This is a genomic window from Polaribacter sp. (genome assembly GCF_039939415.1).
Classification (GTDB): Bacteria; Bacteroidota; Bacteroidia; order Flavobacteriales; family Flavobacteriaceae; genus Polaribacter.
Window position 1 is genome coordinate 1 of record NZ_JBDVJE010000080.1, and the last position, 14,466, is coordinate 14,466.

At 29.4% G+C, this 14,466-nt stretch carries 7 protein-coding genes; 4 read left to right on the plus strand and 3 right to left on the minus strand.

The annotated features are described in order from the left end of the window. From ABJG40_RS13085 to ABJG40_RS13095, 3 genes are all read left to right on the plus strand, one after another. On the plus strand, window positions 1–2,079 hold a 2,079-nt coding region (locus tag ABJG40_RS13085; RefSeq protein ID WP_348025034.1), incomplete at its 5' end, for a glycoside hydrolase family 95 protein. A gap of 148 nt (window positions 2,080–2,227) precedes the next feature. Then, on the plus strand, window positions 2,228–3,889 hold the full coding sequence (locus ABJG40_RS13090) for a hypothetical protein (RefSeq protein ID WP_348025035.1): 1,662 nt from the start codon (window positions 2,228–2,230) through the stop codon (window positions 3,887–3,889). 49 nt (window positions 3,890–3,938) lie between these two features. Next, on the plus strand, window positions 3,939–5,054 hold the full coding sequence (locus tag ABJG40_RS13095; RefSeq protein ID WP_348025036.1) for a glycoside hydrolase family protein: 1,116 nt from the start codon (window positions 3,939–3,941) through the stop codon (window positions 5,052–5,054). 79 nt (window positions 5,055–5,133) lie between these two features. Here the strand turns inward: ABJG40_RS13095 and ABJG40_RS13100 are convergent, their stop codons facing one another. The 3 genes from ABJG40_RS13100 to ABJG40_RS13110 all read right to left on the minus strand — a co-directional run bounded on the left by ABJG40_RS13100 (window position 5,134) and on the right by ABJG40_RS13110 (window position 12,476). Next, on the minus strand, window positions 5,134–6,282 hold the full coding sequence (locus ABJG40_RS13100) for a T9SS type A sorting domain-containing protein (RefSeq protein WP_348025037.1): 1,149 nt from the start codon (window positions 6,280–6,282) through the stop codon (window positions 5,134–5,136). Between the two features lie 193 nt (window positions 6,283–6,475). After that, window positions 6,476–7,591, minus strand: coding sequence for a leucine-rich repeat domain-containing protein (locus ABJG40_RS13105; RefSeq protein ID WP_348025038.1), 1,116 nt, complete (start codon window positions 7,589–7,591; stop codon window positions 6,476–6,478). A 781-nt stretch (window positions 7,592–8,372) separates the two neighbouring features. Beyond that, the gene (locus ABJG40_RS13110) at window positions 8,373–12,476 is read right to left on the minus strand and encodes a two-component regulator propeller domain-containing protein (RefSeq protein WP_348025039.1); all 4,104 of its coding nucleotides are present in this window, start codon (window positions 12,474–12,476) and stop codon (window positions 8,373–8,375) included. A 372-nt stretch (window positions 12,477–12,848) separates the two neighbouring features. Here ABJG40_RS13110 and ABJG40_RS13115 point away from each other — a divergent pair, with 372 nt between their 5' ends. After that, window positions 12,849–14,342, plus strand: a complete 1,494-nt coding sequence (locus tag ABJG40_RS13115) for an arylsulfatase (RefSeq protein ID WP_348025040.1) — start codon at window positions 12,849–12,851, stop codon at window positions 14,340–14,342. Window positions 14,343–14,466: the final 124 nt, after the last annotated feature.

A 14,466-nucleotide genomic window follows, 5' to 3' on the forward strand; every position in this document is an offset into this window, starting at 1 on the left:
GGAAAGGATTCTTATGTAGATAAAAAAGATGCTGGTAAATATATAGATACTATTCAGAAATTGCTTTTTGCAGGTAAGTATAAAGTTGCTGAAAAACTTGTTGACAATAAAGTTCTAAATAAAAGACTATCAGGAGGTAAAAACACATACCAAATGTTGGGGAATTTATTTGTAGAAACTCCAAATTTAGATTCGGTTACAAATTACAAAAGAGAATTAGACCTTAACCAGTCTGTAGCAACTACAACGTTTAAAAACAAAGGTGTTACTTTTAAAAGAGAATATTTTTCTAGTTTTCCAGACAAAGCAATGGTTTATAAATTTACAGCCGATGCTAAAGGAAAAATAAATATTTCTACTTGGATAAAACGTAGTGAACAAACTAAAATTATAATTTCTGAAAACCGTATAGAATTTTCAGAACATGTAGGAAATGGACACGGTGTTACATATCATGCAATTGTAGATTTTAAAACCAAAGGAGGTATCTCTAAAGTTGAAAAAGAAAAAATAACCATTTCTAATGCTGATGAAATTATCATCAAAGTAGTTGCCGTAAGTAATTACAGAGGTTTAGATCCAGAGAAAGAAAGTAACCTCGTTTTAAATAAAATAGAAAACACTTCTTACAATGAACTTTTAGACAGACATGTTTCAGACTATCAAGCTTTATTTAATAGAGTTGATTTTAAGATTTCTAAAAAAACAGGAGAAGACTTCCCTACTGATGTTCGTTTAAAAAAAGTTAAAAAAGGAATCTCAGATAATTATTTAACACAATTACAATATCAATTTGGAAGATATTTATTAATTAGTAGTTCTAGACCAGGCACTTTACCTGCAAACCTACAAGGTATTTGGGCAAAAGGATTTACACCACCATGGAATTCAGATTATCACACCAACATTAATGTTCAAATGAATTATTGGATGGCAGAAATGGCAAACCTATCTGAATGTCACGAACCTTTCTTAGATTTTGTAAATAATTTACGTAAAAAAGGACGAGTTACAGCCAGAAAAACATATAACTCCCGTGGTTTTGTTGCGCATCATACTAGTGATGTGTGGCATACGACTGCTGCTTTTGGAAAATCGAGATATGCCATGTGGCCTATGGGAGCAGCTTGGGCTTGTGAACATTTATTTACGCATTACGAATACACTGAAGACAAAGAATACTTAAAAAACAAAGCGTATCCTATTATGAAAGAAGCGGCATTGTTCTTTGTAGATTTTATGGTAACCAATCCTAATACAGGATTTTTAGTAAGTGGACCTTCTATATCTCCAGAAAATAATTTCCTAACACCAGCAGGAAAAAAAGCTACTTTGAACATGGGCCCAACAATGGATCGTACCATTATTTTTGAGTTATTTAATAACTGCATAAAAGCAGCAGAAATTTTAAATACAGATGCTGATTTTAGTGCAATTTTAAAGTCGAAAATAGAACAAATGCCTCCTCTTGAAATTGGTAGTGATGGTAGATTGTTAGAGTGGGCTGAAGAATTAAAAGAAGCAGAACCAGGACACAGGCATATTTCACACTTATATGCCTTGCATCCATCAAATCAAATTTCAAAATCACAAACACCAGAACTTTTTGAAGCTGCTAAAAAAACACTAGAAGGTAGATTATCTCATGGTGGAGGACATACAGGGTGGAGTAGAGCTTGGATTATTAATTTCTACGCACGCTTGTTACAAGGAGATAAAGCTTATGAAAATATTTTAGCCTTACAAAGAAAATCTACTTTACCAAATCTTTTAGATGTGCATCCTCCTTTTCAAATTGATGGAAATTTTGGTGTAGTTTCTGGTATTACAGAAATGTTATTACAAAGTCATAATGATGAAATACATATATTACCAGCATTACCTTCAGAATGGCAATCAGGAAGTATTAAAGGAATTGTAGCTAAAAAAGGGTTTGAAATTGATATAACTTGGGAGTTAGGAAAATTAAAAACGTTAGTGGTTACATCTAAATTAGGGAATACACTAAAACTCCGTTACAATGAAGATGTAAAAGAAATAGAAACTAAAAAAGGAGAAGTATTAACATTTGATTATTAATAAAAAAGAAAGACATATTTTTCTCTTTAGATTATAAAAAAACCTGAATTGTAACATTATCACTCCATAGTTGTTACAAAGGTACTCCTTTTGTTGTGAGTGTTTTAGGTACATTGTATAACAAACAAATCAACCATAACAAACTATTATGAAAAAAATTAACTTAGTAATACTTTCCCTAGTATTGTTTCTTAATTGTAGCAAAGAATCAGAAGAACAGATAATAAACGATATAGATTTAAGGTTCACTAAATTTGATGTTACTTTATCATCAGGAGTAAAATCTATTGGTGTAATTGATAATGATCAAAATACAATTTCATTACCTAATGTAAGCAACCCTTTAGATATAACTTCTGTAGATTATCAGTATTCAGAAGATGTGTCATTAATTAGCCCTAACCCAGATACAAGAATAAGTAAATGGGGACTTGCAGAAAAGTTTAGACTTTATGCTAATGGTAGTTTTAAAGAATATGTTGTAGAAATACCAGATTATGTAAAACCTGTTTTTGAAAACCAAGCAACTATTTCTCCACTTGAAAAATTTGGTAAGGTTACAAAATATCATATGTATGATTTGAATCATAATGCTGGAGCCTTAAGTAATATCAGTAATGCAGAGAAAGCTTTTGGAGAAGCTAGTGGTCAGGCCAAAATGAATGGTCTTAGGGTTCCATTATATTGTGGTGATGCTTTTGGAGGACATCCTGCAGAAGGAGAGGTGATAGAAAGTGTTTACACAACTCTTTTAAAATCCATAGAAAATGCCAAAGCATCTTATTATGGTACTGAACCTTTTATAATTTTTTTAGGTTTAAAAGTTTTAACATCAGATAAAGCAGAGTATTTTCCTGATTGGGTAACAACAGAAGCGCCAACTGTGCCGAATCCTGTAAAATATGCACAATTGATTGTTGATTATATTGAGTTTATGGATAAAAATGGACATGAAGTAAATTATGTTGCTTTTGATAAAGAAGCTGCTAGAATGGATGTTACAGATTTTACGATAGCTGTTGATACACTTAGAGCAAGAACTGCAAGACTTGGTTATGTTGTGCCAAAAGTTGTGGCTCCAGAATTCTATAAACCATTAGGTGAATCTGGATCTTTTAACGATTTGTATAAAATTAATGGACAAGATAGATTTGACGTGTTTGGAAATCATTATTACATGAACCACCATAATGAAACGAATCATCCAAATCTAAAATTCGAGTATGAACTGGCTCAAAGTGATAAATTTCGTGAAGCTTGGGCTACAGAAGCACATTGGGATGCCCTTAGATGTAGTAATATTTATGAAAAAGATAGAGAAATTTGGACTTCCGAACTTGCTATTGGATGCATGTTTGATTGGACTGATCTTGGATTAGACTTGGTAAGTTGGTGGGATTATCCTTTATCTGGTGGGAATGCACCTAGACATTATATTACCAGAGCATATACTGAAGCTTTGATTGGTTCACAACCTATAAGGATGTTAGATCATGATGGTGAAGAAGTATTAAGTAGGTTCAAGCTACATAGTAGAGCGTATATAAGAGGTAATGAAGTAAATGTGTTTTTTATAAATACTGTTAGTCCATGTAATGCCGTAAATTATACACCTACTTTTTACAAAGATTATCCTGTAGGAATTTTAGATGGTTTTAAAATTGATGGAGATATAAATGTAACACAATGGGATGATGATGATGAACCTTTAGGAGAATCTTTTGTGATAGAACCCGTAGAAGAAAATCAATTTCTTATAGACATAACACCTGGTTCATTTACACATGTTTCATTTAACATATCAGAATAAACACAGTATTACTTGTTCTAAAACAACAATTATTTTAATAAAATATTTTATGAAAAAAATAATATTAAGTACAGTCTTACTTTTCTTGTTTATTACGTCTTGTCAAAACAAAAAAAACAAGAATCAAGAAGTTAAAGAAACAGAGACTATACAAAAAGAAATACATACTCCAACAGCTATGTCCAATCATTGGAGATTTATTGGAGAAGCAGTAAATCAAACTGGTTATGATGTTTGGGGTAGTTCACCAATTAGAGATGAGAAAGGAAATGTACATTTGTTTTCTGCAAGATGGTCATCAGAAACACCCTTTAAAAAGGCTTGGCGCTATAACAGTGAAATTGCACATTATGTAGCTAAAAGTGCAGAAGGGCCTTTTAAATTTGTAGAAATTGTAGCACAAGGAAAAAGAGATGGTACTTGGAATGCTGCTGGTTTTCATAACCCAAGTATTAAAAAGATTGATGACAAATATGTGTTGATATTTATAGCAAATGATGGAGGAAAAAACCATGGTCCTAGTCAAAGAATAGGCATGTTGGTAAGTGATAGTCTTAACGGTCCTTGGACAGAAAAACCAAATAAGGATATCCCTTTGTTAAGTCCGCCAAACGATGCTTCTATTTGGTGTTATAATAGTGGTCTTGGTGTTAATAATCCTGGATTGATAAAACATCCAAACGGAAAATATTATTTGTACTTTAAAGCCATGGCAGGTCCTAAAGGAACAGGAGCAAAAGTAAGTATGGGAGTTGCTATTTCAGAAAAATTAGAAGGACCGTATGTTATACAACCAAATCCAATTACAACCAATAAGGTTAGAATAGAAGATGGCTATGCTTTTATATGGAAAGATAAAGTGTGTTTGTTAACCACAGATAACCATGGTATTTTAGAAAAAGGAGGAGGTTTGCTTTGGGTGTCTGATGATGGCATACAATTTAATGCAGCACCTTTATCAGGATTTCATAATGCGCAAGATTTTTACTTAAATGGTAAAGTGCCAGAAGGAGCAAATACACGTTATGGTAAAAAAGTAAAATTTGAAAGACCACAATTGTTAATGGATGCTAATAATGAACCAGAATACCTTTATTGCCCTAGTGGTGTAGCTCTTGATGGTAGTGATGGTAGTAATAACTATGTACTTAAATATCAAAACTAAGAATTTAGTACAACTAGATATAAAAAAAGAGAGTAACTTTTATAAAGTTACTCTCTTTTTATGAAAAGAAAAATTAAAATTACTGTTTAATAACTTTTATTGTTGAAACATTTGAAGTTTCATTGTTTATGGCTTTTACAATATAAATACCTTTATTAAGATTGGTCATGTCAACACTTTTTACAGCTTTTTGAGAACTAACTTTAGCTCCTAAAATATTATAAACCTCTACAGAATAGATATCGTTTGATGAAAAATGTAAATAATCTACAACTGGGTTAGGGTATGAATTAAAAATTTCTTTAGATTGGTTGTTCACAGAAAGAGTACCACCGTTAAAAAGAGTTGTTACCTCTGCATCAGATATTGCTCTTTGGTAAACCTCTATATTGTCCATTCTCATTTGCAAATCTGCAACTCTTCCATCATTTCTAACACCATTACTAGTAAAGTTTCCAGTTGACGTATCTATATGACTTATACCATCTCCTGCTCCAATAGAGTTTCTACCGGCAAAACCTATATAAAATTTTCTATCCGTCCAATCACCACTTGTTTGTGCTTCATCCGAAATTATTTTCTCAACACCCTCTATATATATTCTATAAAGTTTATCAGTATCGTTGTAAGTAATAACTATTTCTCTATATGGTGGGGTTGCAGTTCCATAGGCAAAACCACTAGCTCCACCAACACCTCCTGTATCGCCAAAACCAAGAGCGTACCCACCATTTTTTGACGTAAACCAGTCTGCTTCATACGTACCTCCATTATTCCCTGTTATGGTAAATATTCCACAATCGGTTGAACCCATACTATGCCCAAAAACAGAAAGATTTAACCTAATAGTATAACTATCAGTTCCTAAAGCTTGTTCATCAATAATAACATGACCTGTATAATCAGTTTGTAATAATTTATTACCAATTACATCTTTAACTACATTATCAAATTGATTTCGTTGCGTAAATAATTCATCATTTACAAAATCTCCTCCTTCTTCAATAAAGTAATATGAATTTTTAGCTATGTATGCAACAATTGAATCACTAAATACACCAGGGGCTTCCGGAGTTTCATAATGATCTTGTGGATTAACACTTGTAACCCCTGCTGGTAAGTTAGCAAGTGGATCTGCCCCTTCAAAATCTATGATAAACTTTGGGCCTTGAGCGTAAGTAAATAAGCTAATACTTAATAGTAACAGTGTTGCGTAAATTTTTTTCATATTTATTAGTTTTAAGATTATTTTTATAATATCATAAATTTACGTAATAGTTATTTTTTTTAAGGTTATTTAGGTTTCAAGTTTTGGGTGAGAATGTTGCATCTATTTTTATCATTAATAAATAGAATTATCGAAAAAAAAGGAGTAACTTTATTCAAAGTTACTCCTTTTTTTATTTTAAAGAAAAATTAGGTTATTGTTTAATAACTTTAATTGTTTTAAAGTCTAAGCCTTCAACGTTCTTCGCTTTCACAAAATAAATACCGCTATTAAGTTGAGATAAATCTACACCGTTTGAAACTTTTTGAGAACTTACTTTAGCTCCTAAAATATTATAAACTTCTGCAGAAAAAACATCATTTGCAGAAAAGTATAATTTATCTACAACAGGATTTGGATACGAACTTAAAGATATTTTTTGAATAGAATTTACACCTAATGTAAAACCAGAAAAATCTTTCCATACATCTGATGATTGATATGTAGCTATGTTTTCTGCACCAGTAATAGCTAAAGTAGCATTCGCAGTCACATCATTAAATATTGATACATTTGCATGACTTGTATCTTTTGTTAGTGGTATAAATGTTGTATATTCTATAATTACTTCTTTTAAACTTGTACATCCTTTAAACATATTAAAGTTTGTTTCATCTAATTTAGTTAATGAGGCAGGAAATCTTATAGATTTAAGTGAACTACATCCATTAAATGCTCCAACAGAAATAGAATCCATTACAGGCATATTTATTGTTTCCAATGCAGTTGATTGCCAAAATGTTAAACCTGCACCTACACCATTACCAAGAGTTGTTGCGCTTGGTAAATCTATGCTCTTAAGAGCTAAACAAGCTCTAAAAGACTGGACTCCAACAGAAATTACTTTGGGTATATTTACATCGGTAAGAGATTCACAACTTCTAAATGCTTGATTAAAAATAACGGTTGAAAGAGGAGCATCTACAGAAACAAGATTTAAAGCTCCCCAAAATGATTGATTACCAATTACAGTTTCACCTTCAACTGTTAAAGAAGTAATTGAAGAGTCTTTAAAAGCTTGGTTTGCAATTAATGTAATATCATAGTCAAAGCCACCTTCAGTTACTGTTGCAGGTATAACTAAAGCATCAGGTAAAGTAACTCCATCTACACTTCCGGTAAGTGATACTGTATTTGGAGACCCAGGTTCATCAGTTGTTGTAACTGTATATGTGAATAATTCATCGCTAAAAGTAGCGTCTGCTGTAAGTTGTGCATTTGTTAAAGTTACTGTGAAAATAACAGCAAATAAGAGTAAATTTTTTTTCATTTTTTATTAAGTTTTGTAATTAAATTAATTAATTCTTAAAATTAATAAAAAACCTTTTTTAACTAGGGTGAAGAGGTTTCGTGTTATGGGTAAAAATGTTGCATATAAAAAATGATGGCTTCAAATAGTATGAAAGGATAGGTATTTGTTGTATTTTCAGAATAATAATTAAAACAAAAAATAAGTACAAATTTTATTTTAAATGTGATTATTTGATGTTAAAAAGCAATATATGAAGTGTTTGAGTACTTTTTAAGAGTTGTTGTATAAAGGTAAAATTAAAGAGGTTTATTTAAATACTATTGTATAATATATAAGATAAAAATAGGGTATTTTATATGTAGTTAATATTGCAGTTTTTTTTCTGATTGATAATTAATTGTTTTCCTCTGTTTTGTTTTTTCGTATTCTGTATAATATTTAGTTTTTTTTACTAAATATTTTAGCTTTTGTTTTTAACCTGTATTCTTTTAACTTTTAAATATTTCTGTTGCTTTTTGTATTTTTCTATTATGGTTTGTTTTCAGAAAGATCTTTTTTAGGTTGTAGAGCTCAATTGAATAATGATATAATTTCCAATCACTAGAAATAATAACTTTAGCTAAAGCATCTATGTTAGGTGTTTCTTAATAATTGTTAATCATTTAAATTAGATTTTTTCATTACAGATTATCATAATCAATTAGAATAGTAGGGTTGTGTAGTTTTGTATTAACTGTTTTATTCTATCATTGTTAATAATATTAACACAAATATAAATAGTTTTTAATTTTAGGGAGCTTTAATTATTTTTGTGTTGCTTTATGTATTCTGTTGGGCTCATACCATATTCTTTCTGAAAACATTTTCCAAAATATTTTTGATTATTAAATCCTGTCATATATGCTATTTCAGAAAGATAAAGTTCATTTTTCTTTAAAAGTTGTTCTGCACGTTTTAATCTAATTTTTTTGATAAAATTTACAGGTGTTTCATTTAAAATCGCTTGCAGTTTTCGATATAAGTTAGCCCTACTCATTCCAACTTCAGATGCAAGAAACTCTACACTTAATAGATTGTCACTCATTGAGTTTTCTATTATTTTCACTAGTTTTCGGATGAATTTATCATTATTAGAATCAACTTCAATTTCAGAAGGTTCTATATTAATTTCTTTACTGTATTTTTCTTTAAGATGTTTTCTAGATGTTAAAGCATTTTTTATTTTCCATTTTACAAATTCTAAACTAAATGGTTTTTCTATGTAATCATCAGCTCCCATGCTTAAGCATTCAATTTTTGTTTCTTCAGAGTTTTTTGCTGTAAGCATAAATATTGGAATTTTATTTATTTCAGGCGATTCTTTTATGCGTTTAAGCATAGATATTCCGTCTTCAAGAGGCATTAATATATCACTAATAATAAGTAAAGGTTTTTCTTTTAAAGCAGCGTCATAACCTTCAATACCGTTAGAAGCTTCTTTTACGTAAAAGTCATTTTCTAATTCATCTTTTAGCATTTGTCTTAAATCAGGATTGTCTTCTACAATTAAAATTTTAGGTTTATTCTTTTTTGGTTTGGTTTTAGCATCATGAGCTAAAGAAACTTCTTCTATAACTTGGAATTCAGAATTTTTAATAAAATTCTTTTTTAATGGTTCAGATATTTCTAAACGTTCATCTTCACTATAACTTTTTTTATCAATTGGTAGTAAAAAAGTAAATTTAGTTAATGTATTTACTTTGCTTTCTACAGATATTGTACCATGATGTCTTTCTATTAGTTTTTGAACTAATTCCATTCCAATTCCTGTTCCAGGTATATTATTACCAGAAGATTTTGTTGCTTGGTAATATCTATCAAAAATAAAAGGTAAATCTTTTTCTGGTATGCCAATACCATTGTCTCTAACAAAACACTTAATATAAGTTCCTTGTTTTAAATGTAGGTCTTTTGAGTTATTATTGTTTACTTCTACCAATTCTAGATTAACACTTATTTCCCCATTTTTTTGTGTGTATTTAAACGCATTAGAGAGTAGGTTGAATAGTATTTTTTCTAATATATCTACATCATACCAGCCTTTTATTTTGTTTTCATTTGAAATGAATTCGTATTTAATATTAGACATTTTTGCAAAATCGTTAAAAGCATTTTTTATAATGTCTATATCTTTAACAATATTGTTTTTTGTAATTCTTAATTTAAATTTACCACTATCAAATTTTCGAATATCCATTATTTGGTTTATTAACCTTCTCATTCTAAGTGTGTTGTTGTATATTCGTTGAGAGGTTATTGGATTTAGTGTATAATTTTTCTCTTTTATAACTTTTTCAATAGTCCCAAAAATTAAAGAAAGAGGAGTTCGTAATTCGTGAGAAATGTCTGTAAAAAAGACCATTTTCATTCTATTATGTTCATTGTCTTTTTCTCTACTAATAGTTTCTGTTACTAAATTCTTTTTTAAACGATACCATCTTCTAATTAATACAGCACTTATTAAAAGTAAAATTAAAGAAATAAGAAAATAGCCAAAATACGCCAAACTACTTTCCCAAAATGGGGGTTCAATTGTAAATTCCAATTCTTCTGGAGTCTCATTCCAAACACCATCACTATTAGAACTTTTTACTTTAAATGTATATGAACCTGGAGAAAGATCATTGTAATTTGCATTTCTATTTGTTGCATTTGTATAAACCCAATAATTATTTAGCCCTTCTAACTTATATGCATATTCATTTTTTATGGGTGTTGTTAGATCTAAAGAAGAGAAGTTAACAACAATATTGTTTTGATTGTAAGGTAAAATTATAGGTTTTTTAGAATGGATTTTAATAGTACTTGATGACTTTAATGCTGAATTTGTTTGATCTGCTTTTGTGGCACCAAGAGTAGTAAAACTAGTAATTACTGTTGTAGGAATTTTGTTGTTTTTAGAGAACTTATCTGTAAAAACAGTATAAAATCCTCCAGTACAACCAAAAAAGAGATTGTTAAGTGTGTTATTTGATGTACTTGAATTGTAAACAAATTGACTTTCTTTTATCCCTTCTTCAATACCAAAATGTCTAAATTTTTCGTTTTTTAAATCAAACCTAATTAACCCGTTTTGAGAACTCAACCATAAATTTCCATTCTTATCTTCTTCTATCGCAGAAATTGTATTAGAGGTTAATTCATTTGATTTTCCATAATGCTTAAATTTATTTAAGCTTTTAATATATTTATTTAAACCACCTCCTCTTGTTCCTATCCATATATTTTCTTTACGATCTTCATGCAAACTTAATATAGCATTAGATGTTAGCCCGTTTTTTATGGAAGGTAAATACTCTTCAATTGTTTCATTATTAAAATCAATTTTAAAGAGTCCTTCACCTCGAGTACCTACCCATAATTCATTGTTTTTTGTAAAAAGTAGCGTAGAAGTATGATTGCCAGAAAGTTTTGCTATCACTTCTTTTTTAAATTGTGATAGTTGATTTTCTGAATTAATAATTTTAACTCCACCATTCCAAAGACCAACCCATATTTCATTTTTGCTAACAGCTGCAATATCTATTATCTGATTTTTAAATTTTTGTATTACTTCTAACTTTAATTCTTTTTTTAAAGGTTTATAAATATCTGTTATATAAAGACTGCTATTACTTACAAGTAAAAGTTTATCTTTTTCAAAGTTTTTTGAAATATGATTGACACTGCTTTTTATTGCTGTTTTAATTTTAAAATAATTATTTAATTTAGGATTATAACGATAAAGCCCATCATTCATCCCAACTAGAACGGTGTTAGGTGAGTGGTATAACATACTTCTGGTATTTAAGTTATAAAAATTATTAGATGTTTCTATTCTGTTAAAATTAAAAATTGAAGTTCCTCCAAGATGTTTATTAATTCCTTTTAGTGAGCCAATCCATAAGTTTCCATTTGTATCAAATGTTAGGTTGCTTATGTGTTTGCTTTTTAAATCACCTTCTGCTCTGTCTTTTTGAAAACTAATAAAATCATAACTATTGTTCTTTCTAATAGCTTTAAATAAACCTCCTGAAGTGCCAATCCAAATGTCTTTTTTATTTGGATCTATAGTTAGTGCTGTTGAATTTGCATTTGGAGAAAAAGAACTTATGAAATTTTCATAATGTTCTAAAATTTCAACTTTAAAATCAGTTTTATTATAGCCTAAAATATAAAAACCATTGGGTGTGAGTGCTATGATCTTATTATTTTCAAAAGTATTTATTGACCTAATGTTGTTTGTAAAATTGGTTTGTATATATTCATTTTTATCATTCAATATCAGAATCCCTTTAGGTGTACCTAACCAATTTCTTCCAAAACGATCTTCTACAAAAGAATTTATCTGTCTATTTATTCTAACTATATTAGAGTTGTTTGTGTAATTAAATTTCGTATCAAAATTAACAGTGTCAAATTCCTTTCCGGGTTTAATTTTTACTAGTCCTGTGCTTTTTAAATTTGCCCAAATGTTTCCATTAGCTGTTTTTTTTAAGACTTTTACAGTGATGTTTTTGTAAAAACCTTTAAACTTTTCCTCTTTCCTGTTAAAGTGAATTAAATAACTTTCACTCCCAATCCATAAGTTTTTATTATCATCTTCAATGATAGAATTAATACTGTTGTTTGGTATTGAGTGTGGATCAAATGCATCTAATTGATATGAAATTAAGTTGTTTCCATCATATTTGTATAAACCAGTATCACTTCCAATCCAAAGATATCCATAGCTGTCTACAAATAATGTGTTTACTTTTTTGTTAAAAGGAATGCCTTGTGTTTCTAGTTCATGGAAATATGTTTTGTCTGATTGTGAGTAAATACAAGTAAAACTTACAATGAAAATAAAAACGGAGATATAATTTTTTTTGCTAAAGAACATTTGTTGCATTATCTAATATTATAATAGGGTGTTGTTTAACTTAAATATTGTGTTAAAGCTGTTTAAAAACTAATATTTAACTAATTCACAATATCTCTTTTTTTTTTTAAGCAACTAAGTTGTTATAGATTCAACATGTTGTGGCTTAAGGGTAATTATGTTGCAAATTAAGATTTTATACTCTAATAGAGGAGTTTTGCAACAAATTTAAGTAATAAAAGAGAAAACTACTACAACCTATGTTTGTAGTTTTGATGTGATAAGTCTATGAAGTGTTTAAAAGAAATATTTTTTTATTTTTTGCTAAGGTTTTAACAAATTAAATGTTAATGGACTAATAACTCAATTTATGTTTTTTTAAAATGAATCTTAATGTCTAAATTTTCTTTACCAATAATTGTTATAGCAACAGCAATGACTCTAGTATCTTGTAGTTTTTCAAATAAAAATAAGAAAAATGAATCTACAAAAGTGAGCCAAACTCTAGTTAATAATCAACAGCCAAACATAATATATATATTGGCAGATGATCTTGGATATGGAGATTTAAGTTGTTATGGACAAGAAAAATTTAAAACGCCTAATATAGATAAATTGGCTACTCAGGGTATGTTGTTTTCTGAACATTATTCTGGAAGTACAGTTTGCGCACCTTCGAGGTCAGCATTGCTTACAGGAATGCATACAGGACATACCGTAGTTAGAGGTAATAAAGAAATTCAACCAGAAGGTCAATATCCTATACCAGATGATACTTATACATTGGCAGAAGTAATGAAAGAGGCTGGTTATGTTACTGGTGCTTTTGGTAAATGGGGGCTTGGTTTTCCTGGTTCAGAAGGAGATCCAATAAGTCAAGGGTTTGATGAATTTTACGGATATAATTGCCAACGTTTAGGGCATCATTATTACCCAGATCATTTGTGGTCTAATAAGGATTCAATTGTATTAAAAGGAAATGCAGGATTATCAAAAAAAGAATATGCACCAACTTTAATTCATGATAAAACGTTACAGTTTATTGAGAAAAATAAATCGAAACCATTTTTCTTATACGTAGCTTCTATTATACCACATGCAGAACTTGCTGCTCCAGAAGCATTAATGAAAAAATATAAGAATAAATTTTTGCCCGAAAAGAAATTTGTTGGTGTAGATGAAGGTCCAAAATATAGAAAAGGATTGTATGCTTCTCAAAATGAATCTCATGCTGCTTTTGTAGCAATGATAGATTTATTAGACCAACAGGTAGGAGATATTATGAATAAAGTTACAGAATTAGGAATAGAAGATAATACTATTATTATTTTCACTTCGGATAATGGACCTCATAGAGAAGGTGGTGCAGATCCAGAGTATTTTAATAGTAATGGAGTCTTTAAAGGAACAAAGAGAGATTTATATGAAGGAGGAATAAGAGTACCTATGATTGCTAAATGGGCAGGTAAAATAAAAGCGGGTAGTAAATCAGATCATGTTTCTGCTTTCTGGGATGTTTTTCCAACTTTTGCAGATATTACAAATGTTAAAGTTCCTAATAATATTGATGGAATTTCTTTTTTACCAGAATTATTAGGTAATAGTAAAAACCAAGAAGAACATGCTTATTTGTATTGGGAATTTCATGAAAAAGGTGGTCGTCAAGCTATAAGAATGGGTAATTGGAAAGCTGTAAAATATAATGTGCTAAAAAATCCAAATAAACAAATGCAATTATTTAATCTTTCTAATGACTTAGGAGAAGAGAATAATGTTGCATCGCAAAACCCTGAGGTAGTGAAACAAATTGAATCTCTATTTCAAAAAGCAAGAACACCATCAGATGTATTTACATTTAGTCAGGAAACATTTTTAAATGTAGATTAACATGTTCGCTTTAAAAACTTTTTTTGTATTTTAAAATTTATAAGCACATCTAACTCTAGAACTTTGCTTAAAGTTTATTTGAGTAGACATTTCTTTAAATTTTAAACGACACTTTTAGTAATTA